Raw genomic sequence first — 23879 nt, 5'->3', positions numbered from 1 at the left:
CTAGAGCATTTCGGCTTGGATTAGCGTCGCCTCCAATTCGTCCGATCCAACCCCTCGGATCAATCCGCCAACAATAGCCCCACGACGCACTCTGTTTACCCGATCGTTCGACGCCTGAAGAGCAGCCTTATAGTACGTGGCCGCTAGCCGGTTTCCCTCGAAGTCGCCGCGGTCAACTGTCTCAAAAAACGGCTGCAGTACGTTGATAACGTTACTCGGTTGGAGTTCCAGCTCCTCTTTGCACTGGGCCAAATACAGCTCCACGAATAGCGTGTACAAATCCGCCTTGCGCCAGACGCGACTGTGCTTATCGAATCCGCATTCCTCGATGAAAGACGCAACATTATCCAGATTACTTCCTAATTCTGCCGAATTTGGAAGTTCGTCGTTATAAAACTCAAGCATCCTCTCAAATAGATCATCTCGATTAGAATAGCCCGCCATACATGCTATTATAATTGACAGAGCAAACCGCAAATCTCCCATTCTGCGGTAGTCTGCTGCATTGAAGACGCGATGATCTGAAAAGAAATTTATTTGAGAGAAACGGTCAGCAAATTCCTTAAGTTCGCCGCGAAAACGTGCGTTATGAATTTCGATGTCTCTCAGTGAGTAGCTTGTCGCGTTAATTCTTCGGAAAACTTCGACGAGCTGATCAGCATTGACCGCACCCAGGTCCCTAACGGCAACATCGTATTGAAGGAAAGCAGTCTTTTTCTCTGGGGAAAGATCCCTATAAGCAGGGACTGTTGTCAACTTCAAATCAGGGTCTGCATCAAAATATTGAGTAATAGTGCTAACCCGCTGCAGGCCATCAACCAACAGTTGGGTTCCTTCGCCCGTTTCTAGGTTGACGTCGCCATCAGCAACGTAAATTTCTGGAAACGGATATCCCTCAATAATGGAATCCAAAAAGTGATTTTTATCTGAAATCTTCCATACAAGGCGCCGCTGAAACTCAGGTCGAGGGATTAGTTTTTCCTCTTTAACCATCGTGATCAGCTGACGAATTTTCCAATTGGTTGGGGACGTTTTCATAAGTCCGCTCCGGATAATGCATCGCGTAGGCTACGCATTTGATATTGTCGAAGTTGCTCAAGCGAGTAAAAAAGACCCGCTCTAACCTTCCGCCTGCCGAACCTAATATCCGCTGATAAGCCAGCGAAAATGGGGAACCATTTGCGGCAGTTCATCAGTGCACCCGAATTAGGAAAATGGTCTGGCCTTAGCCATCCGCTCACGAGATATGGTCCGAGCTTCTTGTGCGCCAAAGGAAACCAAGGGCGGTTCGCTGCAAATGCAGACAGTTCGAACCAGACTAAATCGAAAATTTGAGGTGAGAGGACGGCCACATCTATGTCAGATTCTACGCTGAACGGACGGAAACGTGGACGAACATTGCCATCCTCGTCGCGCTTCTCAATCAACGAAAACCCCAGCTTAGCAGACCCAGTTACAATGATTTTGATGGCCTCGTCGTCTAAGCCATATGAATCTGCAAGCTTTTGACGAATAAGGTTGAATTGGTCCTCAGTTACGTGAGCTGCGCCATCCGCCAGTAAGAACTCATCGGCCAGTTCTTGAAGGCTATCCGCTTGCAAGCGTTGTTTGAATTCTTCGACACCAATCATGAGATAAGCATCGTTGCAGAGCGAAAATAAAATTCAAGTCTCGCAATAGGTGTTATTCTGCCGGCAGGTAAATCTCCCCGCCCTCGTCATGGAAGCGTTTGCTCATTTGAGCCATTCCGGCCTCGGCTTCCTGCACGCGCCCTTCGACAAGCTCAGGACGGACCGATGAGTTTTGCTCCTGGAGCCGTGCGAATTCCCTGACTTCGGCGCTGATCTTCATTGAGCAGAATTTCGGGCCGCACATGGAGCAGAAGTGGGCGGTCTTTGCACCTTCGGCTGGCAGCGTCTGGTCGTGATATTCCTCGGCGGTATCGGGATCGAGCGAGAGGTTGAACTGATCGCGCCAGCGGAAGTCGAAGCGGGCGCGGCTCAGGGCGTCGTCGCGCAGCTTCGCGGCCGGGTGGCCCTTGGCCAGGTCTGCGGCGTGGGCGGCCAGCTTGTAGGTGACGACGCCGACCTTGACGTCGTCGCGGTCGGGCAGGCCGAGGTGCTCCTTGGGCGTGACGTAGCAAAGCATCGCCGTCCCGAACCAGCCGATCATCGCCGCGCCGATGCCGCTGGTGATATGGTCGTAACCCGGCGCGACGTCGGTCGCCAGCGGCCCAAGCGTATAGAAGGGCGCCTCGCCGCATGCCTCCAGCTGCTTGTCCATATTCTCCTTGATCTTGTGCATCGGCACATGGCCGGGGCCCTCGATCATCACCTGCACATCCTGCGCCCAGGCACGCTTGGTCAGCTCGCCCAGCGTGTAGAGCTCGGCGAATTGCGCCTCGTCATTGGCGTCGGCGATGCTTCCGGGGCGGAGGCCATCGCCCAGCGAATAGGCGATGTCATAGGCCTTCATGATCTCGCTGATCTCGTCGAACTTCTCATAGAGGAAGCTCTCCCGGTGATGGGCTAGGCACCATTTGGCCATGATCGATCCGCCGCGGCTGACGATGCCGGTGACCCGCTTGGCGGTCAGCGGGACGTAAGGCAGGCGGACCCCGGCGTGGATGGTGAAATAGTCGACGCCCTGCTCGGCCTGTTCGATCAGCGTGTCGCGGTAGATCTCCCAGGTCAGGTCCTCGGCGATGCCGCCGACCTTCTCCAGCGCCTGGTAGATCGGCACCGTGCCGATCGGCACGGGCGAGTTGCGGATGATCCATTCGCGCGTGTCGTGGATGTTGCGGCCGGTCGAAAGATCCATGACCGTGTCGGCGCCCCAGCGGATCGCCCACACCATCTTCTCGACCTCCTGCGCGACGTCGCTGGCGACCGCGCTGTTGCCGATGTTGGCGTTGATCTTGACCAGGAAGTTGCGGCCGATCGCCATCGGCTCAGACTCGGGGTGGTTGATGTTGTTGGGGATGATCGCGCGGCCGCGGGCGACCTCGTCGCGGACGAATTCGGGGGTGACGAAATCGGGGATCGACGCGCCCCAGTCGTTGCCGTCGCGGGGACCGGCCAGGGCGGCCTCGCGGCCGAGATTCTCGCGGGCGGCGACATATTCCATTTCGGGGGTGACGATGCCGCGGCGGGCATAGTGCATCTGACTAACATTGTTCCCCGCGCGCGCGCGCAAGACCCGGCGGCGGACGTTGGGGAAGGGCTGAACCCCGCCGGAGCGGTCGGGGCCGGAGAGGCCATTGTCCTCCGGCCGGACGTCGCGCTGCGTCACTTCCTCGACATCGCCGCGCGCGCGGATCCAGTCGCGGCGAAGCTCGGGCAGGCCGGCCATGATGTCGATGCGGGCTTCGGGGTCGGTGTAGGGGCCGCTGGTGTCGTAGAGGGTGACCGGAGGCTCGCCCGAGGAAGGCTCGAGATCGACCTGACGCATGGCGACGCGGTTCGGGCCGACGTAAATCTTGCGGCTGCCGCGGATCGGGCCGGTGGTGACCTTGAGTTCGGTGCGGGCGGGAATGTCGGCCATCGTCTTCTCCATAAGCGGAGGGATGGCGCCGATGGCGACTTCCCTCCCTACGCCGGTTTGATCCGGATCAGGTTCGACGGGTCGCAGTCATGAACTGCCTCTCAGCCGCTATCGGCTCCCCGGGGATGACTGCCCAATAGGCGAGGCGGCGCCGGAACGCCAGAGCGCGAGCGGGAGCTACAGCAGCGTCTGGATCGCTTCGGCGAAGTCGTCGCACAGCGCGCGGGTGCCATCGCGATCGTAGTGGAATTCGTCGATGAAGCCGATGTTGTTGGTTCGGCCTGGGCCGGCCAGCGGGACGCCGAGCGCCTTCGCGACGGAAATCCGCCGATCGGAATAATCGCCGACGAACTTCTTGTGGATGGCGAACTGCCGCTCCTGCGCGGCGTTGATCGCCTTGCCGAGTTCACACTCAAGGTCGGTTGCGCTCGGTTCGGTCTTTTCGAAAAAGGTCGTGTCGTCGCCAAGCACCAGCGGAACCTTGTTCATTCGACAAAGCCGCGCGATCGCCCCGATCCACAGGGCTGTGAACGCCAGCAGGGGCTTGATCTGCGCATCGGGTGAGGTCCGCCCGCCGCGCTCTTTGATCACCTGCCGCATCTGCAGGAGGTTGGGCGAGCCGAAGATCGGATCGGCGACAGAGGTGTAGCAGAAGTTGGTAAAGTCCCCGCCGCTGATATGGACGACAGCGGCGGGCGGGCGCGGCGCCCGCGCCATAAAGGCGGTCAGGATCGCAAAGAGATTGCGGCTGTTGCCTTCGGGCAGGCCGATGTTCGCGAACGGGAAGCCGAAGCGCTCGGCCAGCAACGAGGGCATCGTGTTCTCGTTGCCGGCAAGGCCGAACCCGTAAACATTGCTCGGCCCGAGCACGAGCCCATAGCGTTCGCTCTGGAGGCAGTCATGGGCCGACAGCGCTTTGCCACCGAAGACGCTGTGCCGAAAGCCCGCGGCGTCCGTCGAAAAGGAATCGCAGCGGATATTGGGTCCGTACGTAATCACGTCGCCGCGATGGACCCATCGGCGGTTGCGGATGAATTCCCGCACTTCTGGGCGAAGGCGCATGATCGTCTGATAGTTCGCCACGGGCGGTGCTTTCGAAGAATCGACTGGAGGCGGCGCCTATTTCTTGGCGCGGGCTTTCTGCTGCTCCTCGACGCTCAGCGTACCGTCCTTGTTGGTGTCTGCGCGATCGAACTGGGCGACGGCGGGTGCGCGGCTTTCGGCTGCGCTGATCTTCCCATCCTTGTTGGTGTCGAGGCGAGCAAGCATCGGCGCGGCGTTGGGCTTTGGCAGCGGCTGCGCGACCAACTGCGCATTGTATTCCTTCAGGGACAGCGAGCCATCCTTGTTGGTATCCATTTGACGGAAGGCGGCCTCGCGCTGGTTGATCATCTGGGCCTTGCGGGTCCCGATGGCCTTGGTTTCCGCAACCTCGATCTCCGACTTGTCGATGAACCCGTCCTTGTTGGTGTCGTTCGCGGAAAAGCTACGGTCGACGCGCTGGATATAGGCTGCCTTGGTGATCGGCTGCGGCGCCGCCGGTTTGGCTGCGGCCTGGGCAAAGGCGGGGCCCGTGGCGGAGGCGAGGATCGCAATCATCAGCAATTGTCTGTTCACACTAACTCTCCATCAAAATTGCATGGGTGGCGATGCGCCGCGCAACCGCGGCGAGATTTGTCATCGGGGCGTCGACGCAGCTCGCTGTTCCTCGGGGCTTAAGGCGCCGTCCTTATCGGTATCGAGCCGGTCGAAGTTTGCCAGCGGGGTCGCGCGAAATTCGTCCTGACTCACTTTCCCGTCCTTGTTCACATCCAGCTTCTGGATCATCTCGGCCGATCCGGCCAGATGTGGAGCCGGTGCCCCCGCCTTGACTTCCGCCAGGCTCAATTGCCCGTCCTTGTTGGTGTCCAGCCTGGTAAATTCAGTTTCGATGCGCTTGGCCGCGGCGGCCTGGACCTGGGCGACGGAGCGCGCCTGCGCTGCTTCGACCTCCGACTTGCTCAACGTCTTGTCGCCATTGGTATCAAGCGTCTTGAAGCTGTTGTCGAGCTGGGTCGAAAGCTGGTTCCGGGTGACCGACTTGGCCTCTCCTGAATTTGAAGGCGTCGACGGCGCTGCGGTAGCCGGGGCGGCCTGCGAGGCGGCGACCGCCGGGGCCGAAACGAGGGCTGCCGAACAGCTCATGACGAGAAGAAAAGCGGTACGATGCAACACGTTGACCTCCGAAACTATGGCGTCGAGCAGGCCCTTGGATAGAGCAGCCTTGGCAAGACGTCGATGCTTTTGGGGATGCTTCCGGCAATCCCTGCCGACCCATGCTGCAGGCGGCGCCTAACAGCAACAGTTAAGGATTGATTGCAATCTGGATTGTTTATTTCCGCAAGTTTCGTTTGACGTTTGCCCACATGCGTGATTATCAAACATCATTGGCAAGCGCCCTCTGCTCGGTGGGGCTGCTGTGGCTTGCGGCCGGCGAATCGCGTTTGCGATCGTTTGCTGTGCGTCTCGGCATTCCTTTGGGAGCGCGTGCTGTGTGGGCCTTCGAGGGCAGGTCAAACAGGGGATTAAAGATGACGAGCTTCAACCGCCGCATTGCACTTTTCACGGGCGCATCCATTTCAGCACTTGGCGCGGCGTTGCCGGCACAAGCTGCGACCCAACCAGGCATCGGCGCGTTAATTGTCGGGCCGAATGTCACCAACAATACGCTCGTCATCAGCAACATTGGCGACGACTTCGACTTTGGCGTCTACAATAGCGGCGGAGGTTTCCCTGCCTCCACTGTCAACAGTGTCCTGACCGGCGAAGTTCGATATGTCGCGACAGCAGTCGGGCCGCAGCCAACGTTCGCCGGGGACGTCGGCATGAGCCTCATCAACGACGGCTCCGTACAGATTGCTGCCGAAGCGACGTCAGGAACCAATACCGCCAACGCACTTGTGCAGACCGGTGTGTTCGAGCAAGGCAATGCAGTAGGCAATGCGTCGGTAGACCTAACCAACGCCGGTTCCCTGGATATTCATGCCCTCGCGACAGCTCCGATAGGCACATCCCCTGATGCCTTCGCCACCGTAAACTTCGGTATTGTCCAGGACGCAAATGCCGGAAGCGCGGCAGCCATTACGCTTAGCAACCTGGCCGGCGGCGTGATCAATATCGGCGCCGACGCATCCGCAAACGGCTCGTCTTTCGGCACCTTTGCCTCCGCAAGCGTCGGAGTCGGCATTTCGCAGAATGCGTCGGGGAGCGTCGCGTCTGCGGCACTCGACAATGCAGGAACTATCGATATTTCGGCGGGTGCGACCGCCGTTGGCGGTGCATCCGTGTTCGCGCATGGGACCGTCGGCACCGGAATCGGCCACTACGCACTGGGTTCGAGCGCAAGCGTCTCGCTAACCAACGATGGCGACATTGGCATTGATGCTTTCGCGGCTGCAGTCGGCACTGCCGGGTTTGTTTCCGCCTCCGCGCATGTTGCCACGGGGATCAAATCCGGCGCGGTTGGTGCAACAGCAGCCGCTTCGCTCACCAACAACGGCTCAATCGATCAGAGCGCAGTCGCACTTGCCAAGTCAGGGGCCACTGCCCACGCCATTGCCAACGCCGGTCTCGTCATTGCGCAAACTGCAGTTGGCTCTTCGGCCAGCGTCAGCCTGACGAACGCGGGCACGATCGACGTCGCTGCGATCGCCAGCGCCGCCGGCACCCTCGCTGCATTGGCGAGCGCCAGCGTACCGGGCCTCGTGCAGAACGCGAGCGGCATCTCTGCCAGCGCTTCCCTGGTCAACGACGGCACGGTGAGCTTTGACGCGTCTGCGAATGCTTCCGCCACTGGCATCGGCGGGGTCGCAACGGCGAACGCCAATGCTGACGGCGTCCAGCAGAATGTGACAGGCGTGACGTCTGCCGACGCGAGCTATGACAATAATGGCACGCTCAACGTTTCAGCCCTTGCCGACGCGGGCGCCTACGCCACGGCGAACGCCAATGCGTACGTAAGCTATGCGATCAGCCAGAATGCCAGCGCGACGGGGATCGGCGATGCAGTCGCTGGGATCACCAACGACGGTACGATCAACGTGCTGGCCGATGCGAGTGCCCATGGAACCAAGAGCGGCACTTCCGCCACCAACGCGAACGCCAATGCGACGGTCAACGATGGCCTTGTCCAGAATGTCACTGCGGCAGATGGCAATGCGAGCGCGAGCATCTCCAATGTCGGTACACTCAATATCGACGCAGTCGCGAACGCAGTCGCCTCCTCGGCCGCAAATGCGTATGCTTTGGTCTCTTCGGCCATCGACCAGGATGTAACCGCGACAAGCGGCGACGCCACAGCGTCGATTACCAATGACGGAGCGATCGACGTCGACGCAGTAGCCGGCGCAATCGGCGCCACGGCCAATGCGACGGCAACAGCCTACGGCGTATACCAGTCGGCCGTTGCGCACGACGGCAATGCCTCCGCGACGCTCACCAACAATGGCGACATCTCAGTTGGCGGCAGCGCCAATGCCGACGGATCATCGGCCAACGCAAACGGCTACGCCTACGACGGCGTTGCACAATATGCTTCCGCGACGGCTGATGGTAACGCCTCGGCGTCGCTGACCAACAACGGCAGCATCGGCCTGACGGCCATTGCCTCAGCAGAAGGCGACACGGCGAATGCTTATGCTTCCGCGACGAATATCATCGTCCAGGAAGCAAATGCCACTGGCACTGGAAATGCCTCTCTAACGCTCGTCAATGCGGCCGGCGGAACGGGAACCGCCGCTTTCTCTGGCGTACTCAGTGCGCAGGTTAATGCTACGGCCCATGGCGTAACCATTGCTAATGCAACTGCGTACGCATCAGTCCTGCTCGACCAGAGCGCAAACGCCCAGAGCGGGGCAGCGAGCGCCAGCATCGACAACCAGGGCACGATCGCCGTAGAGCTCGGCGCGAACGCGGTCAGCACGGGAACGGCTTCGGCCAGCGCCACGCTTGAGGCGGCCATCAGCCAATATGCGAGCGCGGATGCCGGCGGATCGGCATCCGTTGACCTGACCAACAGCGGCTTGATCGATGTCGCACTCGACGCGACCGCCCAGGGCGGCGCCGGCGCCAGTGCCCGAGCGACGATCAGTTCGGCGATCAATCAGACTGCCTCGGTGACTGGCGGCACGGGCGCCGCGTCGGTCGAACTGACCAACAGCGGAACGATGGACTTCTCGGTCCATGCGCTGGCTAATGCCACCCTTAACACCGCCGACGCACTTGCATCCGCCTCGATCAACACCGGCATCAGCCAAAATGCGACGGCGGCCGACGGCAATGCCAGCGTTGCCCTGACCAACGACGGAACGTTGACCTTCTCAGCTCTGGCAACCGGAAATGCACAAGGCTCGGCTGACGTCCAAGCCACGGTTTCCGATGTGATTGACATGGTTGCTGTCGCGTCGGGCGCCGGCGATGCCAGTGTCGCGCTCGCTAATAGCGGCTCGATCAACATGTCGGCGACTGGTAACGCAACTGCCGTCACCTTTGCGGATGCCAGCGTCGAAGTTGATGACGGCTTCGACCTCAGCGCCACGGCCAATGGCAGCGGAAACGCGTCGGCAAGCTTGACCAACAGCGGCACGATCACGCTGGCTGCAGTCGCTCACGGCGCCGGATCCAGCGCCGACGTAGACGCTTCCGTGTTCAGCGCAGTCGAAGTATCGGCTAGCGCGAATGGCTCGGGCAACGCGACGTCGTCCTTCACCAATAGCGACACCGGTGTAATCGACATAAGCGCGGTCGCAAGCGCGACGGCTACCTTGGGCAACGCTAACGCGGCAGCCAGCATCACCGGCGGTATTTCGCAAGATGCGTCCGCAAACACCGGCGATGCGGTCATTACGCTCACCAACGACGGTTCGGTCTCACTTGCTGCATCGGCGGTAGCCAACGCCACCAATACGACAGCAGGAAACGCAACTGCGGTGGCTACTGCTAGCGAAGGCATCCAGCAATTTGCCTCGGCATCGGCTGGCGGCAACGCGTCGGCAGACCTAGTCAACAACGGCACTGTCACCCTGAATGCCGTGGCGTCCGCCAATGCGGCGTTCGGCTATGCTGACGCCTCAGCGCTAGTCGACAGCGGCCTGTCGCAGACGGCACAAGCCTTCGGCGGCGGTGATGCCACGGTAACGCTGACCAATAGCGGCACCCTCGACCATACCGCGACTGCGGTTGCCCACGGCGGCACCGGAGCATCGGCTTCGGCAGAGGCTGAGAGCGCCATTTACCAGACGGCAAGTGCAACCGGCGGCGGTGATGCCTCGGTCACTCTGACCAATAGCGGCACGATCAATATCGGCGCCTTCGCCGATGCAGTCGGCGCGAGCGGGACGGCCCTTGCCTACGCACATATCGACTCTGGTATTTTCCAGGGAGCCTATGGCTCGACCGTGACGCTGGATAACAGCGGCACGATCAATATGGATGCGGTTGCCAATGCGACGGCATCGACCTTCGCTTCGGCGACGGCGGCGATTACGGGTATTTACCAGTCAGCAACCGGCGCGACTGCTAGCGCAAGCTTCACCAACAGCGGCACGGTCACGTTCGACGCGAGTGCCAATGCCAGCGGCTCATCGGCCGTAGCGCAGGCGACTGTCAACGACGGCTTGCTCCAGGACGTTAGCGGGACTGCGGCTGGTACGGCTTCTGTCACCAACAGCGGTGACATCACGGCCAACGTCGCAGCCAACGCGATCGCGGCGACAAATGATGCCCAGGCTTCCGCCTCGGCGTTCTCGTTGATTGCCCAGGATGTCACCGCACCGGTCGGGATTGCCTCGGTCGACAATAGCGGCACGCTGACGATTGACGCGGCGGCTTTTGCGAGCGGGGCTGACGATGCAATTGCAACTGCAGGCGGCACGGTAGTTTCGCAGGACATGGATGGCGCGACACAGACCGCTACGATCGACAACAGCGGCTCGATCACCGCGACCGGCGCAGCCACCGCCGTGGCCGGCACAGTTGGCACCGCGAACAGCGCCACGGCGACGGTCTATGTTGCTGGCTTCGGGCAGAACATAAACAGCACCGCCGCAGGTGTATCGAACATCACCAACAGCGGCAGCGTTTCGTTGAACGCGGTCGCCAATGCGACTGGCGATGAATATGGCCAGGCAACCGCTACGGTCACCGGCATCTACCAGAACATGAACGGTCTTGGGACGCAGCTGGTGAACGTTGACAATAGCGGCAGCTTTACCGCCGCAGCGACGGCCGTAGCGAGCGGAGCTACCGGTTTTGCCAGTGCCGTAGTCTACGCTGACGACATCGACTTCAATAGCGGCGTCGGTGGCGAGATCGAGTTCGACAATAGCGGCGATTTCGCAGCCTCGGCGATTGCGGTCTCGCCCGGCACCGCAAACGCCTTCGCGGTCGCCGTCTCGGGCCAGGCGTACGGCACGGCAGGGGCGATCCTCACCGGCACCATCGACAACAGCGGCAGCATTTCAGCGATCGCCAGCGCAGCCGGCGGGACTTACACGACGGTTGTCGGTGTCGGAACCACGGCCACGACGCTTGTCGGTGCCTTGAGCAATGCGACGGCTACCGGCATCTACCTCGAGTCCGCCGGCAATACGATGACCGTGAACAACTCGGGATCGATCAACGTCGATGCGATCACGGCCAATGGCGACTCGGTCACCGATCCGCTTTCGCCGGGTGGTTACGCATCCGCCAACGGCATCCTCGTCACCAACAATGGCACGAGCAACGGCGGTGCCAACCTTTTCACCCTCAACAATTCGGGCGACATCATCGTCCGGGTGTCGGGTGACGGCGGCGCCACGTGGCATCGCGGGATGGCGGTTGATGTCGCATCCGCGCCGAACAACAGCGTTCTCAACCTGCTGGGCGGCGGCAACATCTACGGTAACATCGACATCGTCTCGGGCGACGTGATCAACGTCGACAATGGCGAGACAAGCTTCGACGGCATCGTCAACCCAGAGTGCATGCCGCCGGTGTTCGATGGAGCAGCCAGCTCCTGTGGCCAGGGCACGATGAACATCACCGGCGACGGTGCGCTGTTCCTGCGCGATCGCCGGGTCTCCGGCCCTGCCAACACCTATGACGGTCCGTCCTATGTGTTCGTCGACACCTATAACCAGGCCGCCGGCGGAACGATCATCTACGAACTGCAGCCAGCGGCTGGCGGAACACAGGCGATCGGCACATATCCGCAGATATTCGCCAACACGGCGAACATCGACGGCAACCTGGTTGCACGGATCACGACGCCGAATGGCTTGTTCGCGAATAGCTACTTCTGGAACAACGTCATTGACGCCAACACGCTCAACGGCACGTTCGACAGCTGCACGCTGGGCGGAGCATACGGCAGTTCGCCGCTGCTCGGCCTGACTTGCACCTACGACGCAACCGAGAACGTCGACCTCGGCCTTACGCGCACTGCGTTCGACGCGGTCGCCGGGCTGACGGACAACGAGGAAGCCGTCGCGGCTGCGATCGAGAATGTATACGGTGTCGGTCTGACCGGTCCGTTCGGCAATCTCGTTGCCGAGCTGTTCACGCTCAATCTGGGCAACCTGCTCGATGCCTATGACCAGCTGAGCGGCGTTGAGTATCCGAACTACCTGCACGCGGTTCGGAACAACACGTTCGTCCAGAACACCTTCGTCAATGACCAGCTCGACTGCGCGATCGACCTGCGCGGAATCGAGAATTGCAGCGATCCTACCTACCAGGGTCGTGTCTGGTTCATGGGCGATTACAACTGGGGTAAGCTTGACAGCAACAACAACGCCATCGGCTACGACGGCAATCACTGGGCGGGCACGCTCGGCGGTGAATACCGGATGGGCCACTTCACGATCGGCGCGTTCGTCGGTTACCGCCACCTGGATGTCGACTACCCGGATGCCCTTGTCGACAGCAAGATCAAGGGCAAGGGTTGGCAGCTTGGCCTGACGGCCGCCTATGATGTGGGCACCTGGTATGTCCGCGGCATCGGCAGCTACTCGAGCCTTGACGGCAACAGCACCCGAGACATTTCGATCGGGACGATCGAAGGCTCGGCCAAGGGCGATCCGGACGTCAATGTCTGGTCCTTCTATGGTGAGGGCGGATACCGCTTCAATGTCGGGTCATCGTCGTGGGTGACGCCGTACTTGGCGATCGACTACACCAGCATGAAGCTGCAGTCGTTCACCGAAAACGGCGGAACCGGCGCGGATCTCCACTTCGGCAGTCAGACCGAAAGCCAGACGTCCGGCGTGATCGGCGTCAAGTGGACCGGCAACTACAACGGCATCATTCCGGAAGCGAAGATCGCTTACCGCAACAACTTTGGCGGCGATCTCGGCGTCGATGCCGAGTTCGCGGACGCCCCGTCCGGAAGCGACTTCCGCAAGGAAGAAAATCGCAAGAATGGTGCCTTCATGGCGGGCCTCAGCCTTGCCGGAGCGCTTGGGTCGAATGTCTCTGGCCGGATCGGCTACCTGGGACAATTCAACAGCGAGTATAAGGACCATGCGGTTTACGGGTCGATAGCGTTGGCCTTCGGCGCACCTCCGCCTCCGCCTCCGCCTCCGCCGCCGCCGCCGCCGCCGCCTCCACCGGCGACGCAGACTTGCCCGGACGGTTCGGTGATCCTGGCGACGGATACCTGCCCGCCGCCGCCGCCGCCTCCGCCGCCTCCGCCGCCTCCGCCGGAGCCGGAACGCGGTTAAGCGAACGAGCAGCCAGTCTGAAGCCGATCGGGAAGTGACGAATGGACTGATCGGCAACAGGCAGGGCAGTTAGTCAGAAAAGAGAAGAGGGAAGCAATTCCCTCTTCTTTTTTCTTGGGGCCTGCGAATTTTTGATTAGAGTTCAAAACCATGAGCAACACCAAGACGGCACAGCGCAATCCGCAAGGCGCGTCACCAGCCACCCCGAAAGCCGCCATCCCCGGCGGCAGTCCCCTCGATCAGACGATTGCCAAGGCCCAGCAAGGCCGGGTGAACGTGACCCCGGCCAAGGCCATCGCCATGGCTGGGAAGCTGTTCAGTGACGGGAAATATCGCCAGGCGGAGCGGGTATGCCGCCAGATTATCGAGGCGAGACCGGCCAATGCCGACGCCCATAATATCATCGGGGTTTGCCTGAATGCCCTGGGGCAGTCGAAGGAGGCAATCGCGTCGCTTCGCCGTGCCGTGAAACTGGCGCCTCAAGCGGCGAGCATTCACGCCAACTTGGGAGAAGTTCTTCGCCAGAGCGGGGACCAGAAGGAAGCCGCCAAGGCGCTTGAGGCCGCAATCAAGATCGATCCCAACAATTCCCAGGCGCTGAACAATCTAGGGATCATCCGATACGATCAGGGGAAATATGAGGAAGCGGTCGAACTGTACCGCCGAGCGGTCGCTAATCGCCCCACGATGGCGGAAGCGCTGAACAATCTTGGCAATGCGTTGCGCATGACGGGCGACATTGATGGAGCGATGCAGGCCTATCAGGAAGCGCTGACCCACCGGGAAATTTATCCGGAGGCGTATAACAACCTCGGCACGCTGTTGCAGCAGGATAAGAAACTTGATGAAGCCGAGCATGCGCTGAAGAAGGCCATTGGGCAGAACTCGCGCTATGTCGAAGCACACAACAATCTCGCCCTGCTCTATTCGGCGCAGAAGAAGGAGGTCGATGCGCTACGCATTCTTGGCGATGCGCTGAAGTTCGCTCCCGAAAATCCCCAGACATTGCTGATCACCGCCCGCATCCAGAACCGGCGCAACAATCATCAGGCGGCCGAGCAGGCGACGCGGGCCGTACTCAAGCGCGATCCGAACAATGCCGAGGCTTTGACCCTGCTTGGTCAGGTCCTACACGAGACTGACCGCTACGACGAGGCGATCCAGGTGCTCGCCAAGGCGGTCGAGCAGAAATCCGACAATCCGGAGGCGCTCAACTTCTACGGCGTGGCGTTGAAGTCGGTCGGACGCCTCGACGAGGCGCGCGAATTCATCCTGAAGGCGCTCAAGCTCAACGACACGATGTACGGCGCCTACGCCAACCTCAACGACCTGGTCGATTTCTCGAAAGACATTGGCGACGAGCTGTTCAACCGCATGGATGCGATCTTCGAGGCGTCTTCGAATCTTGAAGCCGAGCACCTCCTTCCGCTGCATTTTGCCTATGCCAAGGCACTTGAGGACCGCGGCCAGCATGCCAAGGCGCTGGATCATTACATCGTCGGCGGACGCATGAAGCGCGCCCAGCTCGACTATAATGAGACCGAGACCTTCGGTTTCTTCGACAATATTCGCGCGGCCTTCCCGAAGGAAGCGTTCGCCAATCGCAAGTTTGCGGGAATCGAGGATGAGCGTCCCGTCTTCATCATCGGAATGCCGCGATCCGGGTCGACCCTGGTCGAACAGATATTGTCCAGCCATCCGGACGTTTATGGCGCCGGGGAAGTCAAGTATTTGAGCCGCGCCCTTGGGCAGCTGCGCGATCGCTTCCCTTCGCTGCCAAAATATCCGCAGATGATGGAGAAGATCACCCCGGCCCAGCTCGACATCGTCGCCAAGAATTACCTGGTGGCGCTGAGCAACGGCGCCGGCGATGCCAAGCGCATCACCGACAAGCTTCTGACTAACTATTTCTTCGTCGGGCTAATCCACCTTCTCTACCCGAAGGCGAAGTTCATCCACACCGCCCGCGATCCGGTGGACACGTGCCTCAGCGGCTTCACCAAGCTGTTCAAGGACGACATGCCGCACAGCTATAACCTCGCCGAGCTGGGCCGCTATTACCGGAAATACCGCGAGTTGATGGCATATTGGGACAAGGTTCTTCCCAAGGGGACGATCCATACCGTCGTCTACGAGAATGTCATTGCCGACACCGAGAAGGAGGCAAAGGCGCTGATCGACTTCATCGGCCTCGACTGGAACGACAAATGCCTTGAGTTCCACAAGTCCGACCGGCCGGTGAAAACCGCTAGCGTCGCCCAGGTGCGCAAGCCGATCTACAAAACCGCGGTGAAGCGCTGGAAAAAATATGGTGACGGGCTGAAGCCGCTGGCGGATGCAATTGCGGGCAAGGACGGCTAAGCGCAGGGCAACCGGAGGAATCGGTCTTCCGTCTGGGTAACTGAATGCGAGCGCTTTCCCATCTCGACCGGCTTGAGGCCGAGAGCATCCACATCATGCGTGAAACCGTCGCCGAGGCGGCGCGTCCGGTGATGCTGTATTCGATCGGCAAGGATAGCGCGGTGATGCTTCACCTCGCGAAGAAGGCATTTTATCCAGCGCCGCTCCCGTTCCCGCTGCTCCATGTCGACACCACCTGGAAGTTTCGCGACATGTACGCGCTCCGAGACAAGGTGGCGGGCGAGGACGGTATCGAGCTGATCGTCCATAAAAACCCGGAGGCCGAGGCTCGCGAGATCAACCCGTTCGACCATGGCCCGCTGCACACGGATCTGTGGAAGACGGAAGGGCTGAAACAGGCGCTCGACATGTTCGGCTTCGACGCTGCGTTCGGCGGCGCCCGGCGCGACGAGGAAAAGAGCCGGGCGAAAGAACGCATCTTCTCATTCCGCTCAGCCAGCCACCGCTGGGATCCCAAGCGTCAGCGGCCCGAACTCTGGTCGCTCTACAATGTTCGCAAGGCGCCGGGCGAGTCAATGCGGGTGTTCCCACTCAGCAATTGGACCGAGCTCGACGTCTGGCAATATATAATGCGCGAAGGCATCGAGATTGTTCCGCTCTACCTGTCGGCACCGCGGCCGGTGGTTGAGCGTGACGGCTTGTTACTGATGGTCGACGACGATCGCTTCCGCCTTCGCGACGGAGAGAAGGTCGAAACCCGTTCCGTGCGGTTCCGGACGCTTGGTTGCTACCCGCTTTCAGGCGCGGTCGAAAGCGAGGCGGATACGATCGAGAAGGTCGTCCAGGAAATGCTGCTGGCGACAACCAGCGAGCGGCAGGGCCGGATCATCGACCGTGACGCCGGCGACGGCTCGATGGAGAAGAAGAAGCAGGAGGGCTATTTCTGATGACCCTCCACCTAGCCGCCGAGCGCGACCTCATTGCCAGCGATATTGCTGCATATCTGGAGCGGCAGAAGAGCAAGGAGTTGCTACGCTTCATCACCTGCGGCAGCGTCGATGATGGTAAGTCGACCTTGATCGGCCGCTTGCTCTACGAGACGCGTCAGATTTTCGACGACCAGATGGCCGCGCTCGAAGCCGACAGCCGCAAAGTCGGGACGCAGGGGCAGAAGATCGATTTTGCGCTGCTTGTCGACGGTCTCAGCGCGGAGCGCGAGCAAGGCATCACCATTGATGTCGCCTATCGATTCTTCGCCACCGACAAGCGCAAGTTCATCGTCGCCGATACCCCCGGTCACGAACAATATACGCGCAACATGGTCACTGGCGCGTCGACGGCCGATCTCGCGCTGCTGTTAGTCGACGCGCGCAAGGGCGTGCTGGAGCAAACCCGGCGCCATTCGATCCTGGCCAATCTGGTCGGCATTCGCCGGCTGGTGTTGGCAGTGACCAAGATGGACCTGGTTGATTATGACCGCGACTTGTTCGATGCGATCGTTGCCGATTACCGGGCCTTCGCGGAGAAGATCGGGATCGCGGAGTGGATCGCCATCCCCGTGTCAGGCCTTGGTGGGGACAATGTCGCCGCGCCGGGCAGCGCCATGGCATGGTATTCAGGTCCGACCTTGCTCGAGCATCTAGAGACGGTGCCGATCGATAGTGCGGCGGACGAGGTCAAACCGTTCCGAATGCCGGTGCAATGGGTCAACCGGCCCGACCAGAATTTCCGCGGCTTTGCCGGTCAGGTTGCAAGCGGGCGCATCGCGCCGGGCGATGCCATCAGGATTCTGCCGTCCGGGCGCATGACCAAATTGGCCCGGGTCGTGACAATGGATGGGGATTTGCAGGAAGCGGTCGCCGGCCAGTCGGTTACCCTGACCTTGGCCGACGAGGTCGATTGTTCACGCGGCGACGTGATCGCAGCCGCCAAGGACCCTCCGCACGCCGCCGACCAGTTCGAAGCGACGATCGTTTGGATGGCCGACGAGCCGCTGACTCCCGGTCGCGGATATTGGCTGAAGCTCGGAACGCAAACCGCAACGGCAACGGTGGCCCACCCCAAGCACCAACTCAACGTCAACACGCTTGAGGAGTTGGCCGCGAAGACACTCGAGCTGAACGCGATCGGGGTCGCCGAAGTGACTACCGACCGCGCACTGGTGTTTGAGCCCTATCGCGACGATCATGGCGGCGCGCCCAATCGCGCGCTTGGCGGCTTCATCCTGATCGACAAGCTCAGCAACGCGACTGTCGCCGCCGGAATGCTGCATTTCGCGTTGAGGCGGGCGGAAAATGTACATTGGCAGGCGCTTGATGTCGGCCGGGAAACCCATGCGCGATTGAAAGGCCAGAGGCCGGCCGTGCTTTGGTTCACCGGCCTTTCCGGCGCGGGCAAGTCGACGATTGCCAACCTAGTCGAAAAGAAGCTGGCGGCGCTTGGCCGCCATACATTCCTGCTTGATGGCGATAATATTCGCCACGGGCTCAACAAGGATCTGGGCTTCACCGAGACCGACCGGATCGAGAATATCCGCAGGGTGGGCGAAGTTGCGAAGTTGATGTCCGATGCCGGCCTGATCGTTCTCACCGCCTTCATCTCGCCATTCCGCGCCGAGCGGGAGATGGTTCGGCACATGGTGCCTGATGGCGAGTTCTTCGAAATCTTCGTGGACACTCCGTTGGGCGAAGCCGAGCGGCGCGACGTCAAGGGCCTCTATGCCAAGGCCCGCGCCGGCGAATTGCCCAATTTCACCGGAATCGACAGCCCTTATGAGGCGCCAGAGGATCCCGAGTTGAGAATCGATACGACTCAACTCAGTGCCGAACAGGCAGCGGAAAAAATCGTCGAGACTTTGCTGGCCCGCGGCTAGCGCGAGATTCCAGCGGCCTTCATTTCGGCAGGGGTCACCACTCCGTTCCTGTCCGTGTCGAGCCGGTCGAAATTGGCGAGCGTGGCCGATCGATGCTCGACCATGCTGATCTGACCGTCGCGATTGCTATCTTCTTGGATGAGCATCGGCTGCGCATCGGCGGCGGGGGCAGGCGCCGTCAGCTTGGCGAATTCGGATGCGCTGAGCTGGCCATTATTGTTCGCGTCCAGCTCGGCGAACAGGGCGCGGTTGCGTGCCTTTGCATCGGCGTCGGCTGAAGCTTTCTGATATTGCTCGATCTCGGCTCGGCTCAGTTGTCCATTCTTGTCGGTGTCTATCGTTCGAAACTGGCTGTCCATTTCGGCAATGAACTGCGCGCGCGGGATCGGTTTGATGGCGCCGGTTTGCGCTCTAGTCATTGCAGGAATAGCGAGGATCGCCAGTGCCAGGATGATGCGTGACATCACCAGCGCTCTTGATTGGGCCAGCTCCAAGCGCCGCCCGTCAATCGCCCTTGCCGGGCTCCGGCGAGAAATATTTGTCGTACTTGCCTTCCTCGCCCTTGTGCTCGTCGGCATCCGCAGGAGTCTGGTCGTTCTTGCGGGTGACGTTGGGCCATTGGGCCGAGAAGGTCGAGTTGAGCTCGAGCCATTTTTCGAGCCCGCCTTCGGTATCGGGCAGGATCGCTTCGGCCGGGCATTCGGGTTCGCAAACGCCGCAATCGATGCATTCGTTGGGATTGATGGCGAGCATATTCTCGCCCTCATAGAAGCAGTCGACCGGACAGACCTCGACGCAGTCCATATATTTGCAGCGGATGCAGGCGTCGGTGACGACGTAAGTCATGGTGAAAAGCTCCCTCTTCCTGCCGTTCGCTAGGTCGCGCCGCCGCCCTCGTCAATCTCCTCATACGCAAGGCGTGCTTCGCTGGCGGGCCCACGCCGGGCAGGCAGGGCCATAACGCGCAGCACGAGCACCCGGCCTCGCAATGGCAGGGCAATGACCGAACCCACATGCACTTCGTCGGCGGTCTTGATGGCGCGCCTGCCGTCGATGCGGGCATACCCGGCCTCGATCAGCCCTTGCGCAAGCGTCCGGCTCTTCACCAGGCGGATGAAGAACAGGTAGCGGTCGAGACGCAATTCAGCGCTTCAGGCCAGCCAGCGCCGCGAAGGCGTTGCCGGGGCGCGGCCCCTGTGGCTCGCGGCGGCGCGGGCGACGGTGACCGCGCCAGGCCCACGCCTCACCCGCGGGAACGAAGCCGATTTCGGCCATCAAGTGGCGGACAGTAGCCTCGTCAAGGCCGAGGCTAGTAGCCAACGCTTGATCGACGGGATCCTCTCCGCGATGTGCGCGAACATGATGTGCGTGGGTCGCAAGCCGGTCGGCCAGGTCGATCCTCAGCCATTCGGTGCCGAGGCGGCGAAAGGCCAGTGCCGCGCCGCGCGGATCAGCGCTTCCGTCTAGGGTTGCAGCAGACGGAGCCGGCAAGCGTGGCATCGATTGGCCGGAACGCACTGCAAGCAGCGCCGCTCGCCATTGCTGGGCAGCGGGCTTGAGTAGTGACTGGATATAGACATCGAGTGCGCCGAGGCGGACGCGTTGCCGATGCGCGGCGTGACGGTCGGCCTTGTCGAGCGCGGCCAGCTGCGCGGCAATGGCGCGACGGGGCAAATGCCCGCCCGCGTCGACCAACATTGCGGCGAGTGCACGGACTCCCGGGCTTGCGGCAGGGTCAGCTGCTGCCTTGGCCAATTCCTTCAGGGCCGGAAGATGGCGTGCTACCTGGGCCTCAACCCATTGCTCCAATCGGGCGCGAAGCCGGGTGCGGCGGCCCGCAGACAGGCGGTCGAGCGCGCGCGCAGTTCGCACCGCAGGCTCAAGCAGCGAGCGACCTGGGGCAAGCCTGGCGAGAATATGCCCATCCCAGCCGATGGCGAGCCCGCCATCTTCTTCCACAAGCCGGAATTCGGAGTCGGGCGCCTGGCACAAGGCCGCCGCCCGCCGGTCGAGCTCCTCGCCCAGACGTCGCTCCGCAGCGGCCAATAACAGCCTTTTGTCGGCCAATCGCGCCGTTGGGTCGACCCTGAATTCGAAGCCCGCCAGATGTCCGATTGGCTCCGGACCCACGCTGACCTCGCCATCGGCGGCAACGGTCACGGGCAGCGCATCGGCACCGCGCGCTCCGATGTCGCGGACCAGCACCGCGGTGCGGCGGTCGACGAAGCGCTGGGTTAGCCGCTCATGAAGCGCGTCCGACAGCCGGGCTTCGACCGCGCGTGTGCGCTCGGCCCATTTCGCCGGATCGGCGAGCCAGTCGGAGCGCTGGGCGATATAGGCCCAGCTGCGGATTCCGGCGAGCCGGTCGGCCAGCGCCTCGATATCCCCTGCGACATTGTCGAGCCGGGCGACCTCGGCGGCGAACCATTCGTGCGGAATATGCCCGCCCTCGCCGATATAGCTGAACAGCCGGCGCACCATACGCGCATGATGCATCGGTCCGACTTTGCGGAAATCGGGCAGCCCGCACACCGCCCACAGCTTGCGTGCCCTGGATCCTCGCGTAGCGGCGATCGCCGGATCCTCGGCGAGCAGCTTCAGCACCGCAAGGTCGATCGCCAACGGGGCGGGTCGGAGCAAGGGGTCGTCACTGCGTGCCTCGAGGCTTGCGATCAGGTCGTTGACGCTGGTGAAATCGAGGTCGGCGCTGCGCCAGTAAAGATGGTCCAGCGGGCGGAAGCGATGCTCCTCGATCGCATTGATTTCTTCGTCAGACAAGGCGGGGCCGGTCTCGCCCCCCAATCCCAGCGTGCCAAAACTCCCGTCGCGCTGGTGGCGCCCGGCGCGACCGGCAATTTGCGCCATCTCGGCGATGGTCAGGCGCCGGTCGCGGCGGCCGTCGAACTTTTCGAGGCCCGCGAACGCTACATGGGAAACATCCATGTTGAGGCCCATGCCAATCGCGTCGGTCGCGACGAGGTAATCGACCTCTCCCCGCTGAAACATGGCGACCTGGGCGTTGCGGGTGGCCGGAGACAGCGCGCCCATGACCACCGCCGCTCCGCCCTTGAAGCGGCGCAGCATCTCGGCCAACGCGTAGACCTGCTCGGCGGAGAAGGCGACGACAGCGCTTCGCGGCGGCAAGCGCGACAACTTGGTGGCGCCGGCGTAGCGAAGAGTCGAAAAGCGCGGGCGGCTGACGATCTCGGCCTCTGGCAGAAGTTTCCGGATCAGTGGCTTGAGCGTGTCCGAACCGAGGATCAACGTTTCCTCGCGGCCGCGGGCGCGGAGCATCCGATCGGTGAAGACATGGCCGCGCTCCGGGTCGATGCCCAGCTGTGCCTCGTCGATTGCGGCAAAGGCGAAATCGCGGCCGGACTCCCGGTCGTCACTGGGGTCTCCCTGAACCGGCATGCTTTCGGCGGTGCAGAGGAAGTAGCGTGCCCCCTGGGGCACGATCCGCTCCTCGCCCGTGATCAGCGCGACATGGTTGGCGCCCTTGATCTGGACCACCCGGTCATAGACTTCGCGGGCCAGCAGGCGCAGCGGGAAGCCGATGACGCCCGAGGAGTGGGCGCACATGCGCTCGATCGCCAAATAGGTCTTGCCGGTGTTGGTTGGGCCGAGAATGGCCCGTACAAGGCTGTCGCGCGGGGCGGACATGGGGCCAATTTGGCACAGGCGCCGGGAAGCGCAAGCATCAACGGCCCCATTTATTTGACTTTAACCCTTTTTAACCATGACAATGGCACCCGTCGCGGAGGAGTCGCGCGGGGTCGACTTCTTGGACGGGGGCAGTGCCTTGCTGGACATGCGCGCTGAGTGGAGGAACGTAGGCGGGGCCGCGGCCCTGGCGCCGGTGCGATCCTCTGGGCCCGGCTTTGGCCGCCGCCGTCGACGCTGGCGCGACATCGATCTTGTCGTCGACCTAGGCGAGGACGTACTTTCGCGCCGCTGGTGGCGCGGTGTAGCCACGCTTACCCTGTTGTGTGCGACGGTTGCTTTCATTGCCCCCGCTCCGTTCGAGCCGCTGCCCGCTGCACCCGCAGATCGGGTCAGCGCCGCCGACGCCATGCAATATCGCGACATCGCCATATCGCCGCTGGGTGCCGGATCCCGCACCGGCGGGCGAATGGCGGCCAATGGGCTGGTCGAGCCACTGTCCCAGGCACCTGACCGCCCCAACATCGAATTGTTCGCAAAGCTTGGAAGCGGCGACAGCGTCGCCGGCCTCCTCGCCCGCGCCGGCGTATCCTACGCCGAGGCCGGTGAGGCTGCGCGGCTGATCGGCTCCGCCGTTCCGGGCGGAGTCATTCCCGGCACCAGCTTTGCGATTCTGCTGGGCCGCCGAAGTCCAAGCGGCGTTCGCCCGATCGAGCGGATCGCGCTTCGTGCCGGGCTCGACCTAAATGTTGCCCTGACGGCCGGAGCAGACGGCTTCAAGCTGACTACCACCCGAATCGCGATCGACAATACCCCGCTTCGGATTCGCGGCCGGGTTGGCGATGGTCTCTATTGGGCGCTCCGGGCATCGGGGGTCTCCCCGCAGGCTGCCGGCGAATATTTGCGCGCCCTGGCCAGCCAGATCGATGTTGGCGGCCAGGTCGGGCCTGACGACCGCTTCGACCTGATCATCTCCAACCGCCGCGCCGCGACTGGGGAAAGCCAGGAAGGCCCCTTGCTTTTTGCCGCTATCGAGCGCGCCGGGGCCAGCGACGTCAAGCTGATGAAGTGGACCGTCGATGGCCGCACCGACTGGGTCGATGCCAATGACGCGGGCCGCCAGGTATCGGCGATGGTCTGGCCGGTGGCGGCGCGCATCACTTCGGGCTTTGGAATTCGGATCCACCCGATACTGCGTTTCGCCCGCTTCCACCGCGGAATCGATTTCGGCGCCCATTATGGCGCCCCGATTGTCGCCGCGTCCGATGGACGAGTGACGGGCGCGGGCTGGGCGGGCGGCTACGGCCAGCAGGTCCGCATTGCCCACGCCGGCGGGATTTCAACCAGCTATAGCCATATGAGCCGGATTATCGCCGCGCCCGGCAGCTTCGTCCGCCAGGGCCAGCTGATCGGCTATGTCGGCTCGTCGGGCCTGTCGACCGGCCCGCATCTTCACTATGAAGTTCTTCGCAATGGAGCGGCGGTCAATCCGCTCGGTGTGAGGTTCGCCAGCCGGGCGTTGCTCGAAGGCCAGCAGCTAGAGCGGTTCAAGGCGCGGCTCGCCCAGCTGATGGCCATCGGAACCCAGGCGCCGCCGGCCCAGCCGAAGGGGTGAGCTCACCCAAGGGCCAATTGGCCGCCTCTCACCCAGAATCGCCACCTTCTATTCTGTTCAGTCAGCGTCGGCATATCAGCTGTTC

The 23879-nt window shown here is 61.9% G+C and carries 15 protein-coding genes and 1 riboswitch; of the genes, 5 read left to right on the top strand and 10 right to left on the bottom strand.

All coding sequences use genetic code 11. From position 1 onward, the window contains the following. The 6 genes from LVY65_RS07320 to LVY65_RS07295 all read right to left on the bottom strand — a co-directional run bounded on the left by LVY65_RS07320 (position 1) and on the right by LVY65_RS07295 (position 5727). Positions 1 to 1038 carry a DUF262 domain-containing protein gene (locus LVY65_RS07320; RefSeq protein ID WP_235067368.1) on the bottom strand — a complete coding sequence of 346 codons (1038 nt, stop codon included), beginning with the start codon at positions 1036 to 1038 and terminating at the stop codon, positions 1 to 3. After that, positions 1035 to 1631: a hypothetical protein gene (locus LVY65_RS07315; protein ID WP_235067367.1), complete on the bottom strand. Its 597-nt coding sequence runs from the start codon at positions 1629 to 1631 to the stop codon at positions 1035 to 1037. The genes LVY65_RS07320 and LVY65_RS07315 overlap by 4 nt, the downstream gene beginning before the upstream one ends. A 52-nt stretch (positions 1632 to 1683) precedes the next feature. Then, positions 1684 to 3543, bottom strand: coding sequence for a phosphomethylpyrimidine synthase ThiC (gene thiC, locus LVY65_RS07310; RefSeq protein WP_235067366.1), 1860 nt, complete (start codon positions 3541 to 3543; stop codon positions 1684 to 1686). Between the two features lie 27 nt (positions 3544 to 3570). Continuing rightward, a riboswitch (TPP riboswitch) is annotated at positions 3571 to 3675 on the bottom strand. Between the two features lie 45 nt (positions 3676 to 3720). Beyond that, positions 3721 to 4605: a hypothetical protein gene (locus LVY65_RS07305; RefSeq protein ID WP_235067365.1), complete on the bottom strand. Its 885-nt coding sequence runs from the start codon at positions 4603 to 4605 to the stop codon at positions 3721 to 3723. A gap of 57 nt (positions 4606 to 4662) precedes the next feature. Next, entirely contained in the window at positions 4663 to 5160 is a 498-nt protein-coding gene (locus LVY65_RS07300; protein ID WP_235067364.1) for an EF-hand domain-containing protein, read from the bottom strand. Between the two features lie 60 nt (positions 5161 to 5220). Continuing rightward, complete coding sequence (locus tag LVY65_RS07295; protein WP_235067363.1) at positions 5221 to 5727, bottom strand: EF-hand domain-containing protein; 507 nt, start codon at positions 5725 to 5727, stop codon at positions 5221 to 5223. 386 nt (positions 5728 to 6113) lie between these two features. Between LVY65_RS07295 and LVY65_RS07290 the strand changes: the two genes are divergently transcribed. From LVY65_RS07290 to cysN, 4 genes are all read left to right on the top strand, one after another. Beyond that, positions 6114 to 13283: an autotransporter domain-containing protein gene (locus LVY65_RS07290; protein ID WP_235067995.1), complete on the top strand. Its 7170-nt coding sequence runs from the start codon at positions 6114 to 6116 to the stop codon at positions 13281 to 13283. A 150-nt stretch (positions 13284 to 13433) separates the two neighbouring features. Beyond that, positions 13434 to 15644 carry a tetratricopeptide repeat-containing sulfotransferase family protein gene (locus tag LVY65_RS07285; protein ID WP_235067362.1) on the top strand — a complete coding sequence of 737 codons (2211 nt, stop codon included), beginning with the start codon at positions 13434 to 13436 and terminating at the stop codon, positions 15642 to 15644. Between the two features lie 44 nt (positions 15645 to 15688). Next, positions 15689 to 16591, top strand: a complete 903-nt coding sequence (cysD, locus tag LVY65_RS07280; RefSeq protein ID WP_235067361.1) for a sulfate adenylyltransferase subunit CysD — start codon at positions 15689 to 15691, stop codon at positions 16589 to 16591. Next, positions 16591 to 18516 carry a sulfate adenylyltransferase subunit CysN gene (gene cysN, locus LVY65_RS07275; protein WP_235067360.1) on the top strand — a complete coding sequence of 642 codons (1926 nt, stop codon included), beginning with the start codon at positions 16591 to 16593 and terminating at the stop codon, positions 18514 to 18516. Before cysD ends, cysN begins: the two co-directional genes overlap by 1 nt. On the opposite strand, the gene LVY65_RS07270 is transcribed toward cysN, so the two are convergent. The 4 genes from LVY65_RS07270 to LVY65_RS07255 are packed head-to-tail and all read right to left on the bottom strand — an operon-like array spanning position 18513 to position 22179. Next, entirely contained in the window at positions 18513 to 18980 is a 468-nt protein-coding gene (locus LVY65_RS07270) for an EF-hand domain-containing protein (protein ID WP_235067359.1), read from the bottom strand. The genes cysN and LVY65_RS07270 overlap by 4 nt on opposite strands. A 40-nt stretch (positions 18981 to 19020) precedes the next feature. Next, complete coding sequence (gene fdxA / locus LVY65_RS07265; protein ID WP_235067358.1) at positions 19021 to 19362, bottom strand: ferredoxin FdxA; 342 nt, start codon at positions 19360 to 19362, stop codon at positions 19021 to 19023. A gap of 29 nt (positions 19363 to 19391) precedes the next feature. Further along, positions 19392 to 19658 carry an RNA-binding S4 domain-containing protein gene (locus LVY65_RS07260; protein ID WP_235067357.1) on the bottom strand — a complete coding sequence of 89 codons (267 nt, stop codon included), beginning with the start codon at positions 19656 to 19658 and terminating at the stop codon, positions 19392 to 19394. 1 nt (position 19659) lies between these two features. Then, positions 19660 to 22179, bottom strand: a complete 2520-nt coding sequence (locus LVY65_RS07255; RefSeq protein ID WP_235067356.1) for a helicase-related protein — start codon at positions 22177 to 22179, stop codon at positions 19660 to 19662. Positions 22180 to 22255: 76 nt separating this feature from the next. On the opposite strand from LVY65_RS07255, the gene LVY65_RS07250 reads away from it, so the two are divergent. Then, positions 22256 to 23794 (top strand): M23 family metallopeptidase, encoded by a 1539-nt coding sequence (locus LVY65_RS07250; protein ID WP_235067355.1) that lies wholly within the window; start codon positions 22256 to 22258, stop codon positions 23792 to 23794. Positions 23795 to 23879 lie beyond the last annotated feature (85 nt).

The organism is Sphingomonas cremea (assembly GCF_021502585.1).
GTDB classification, from domain to species: Bacteria; Pseudomonadota; Alphaproteobacteria; order Sphingomonadales; family Sphingomonadaceae; genus Sphingomicrobium; species Sphingomicrobium cremea.
The sequence above is the reverse complement of the archived record's forward strand: the minus strand, read 5'-3'. Positions and strand labels throughout refer to the sequence as shown.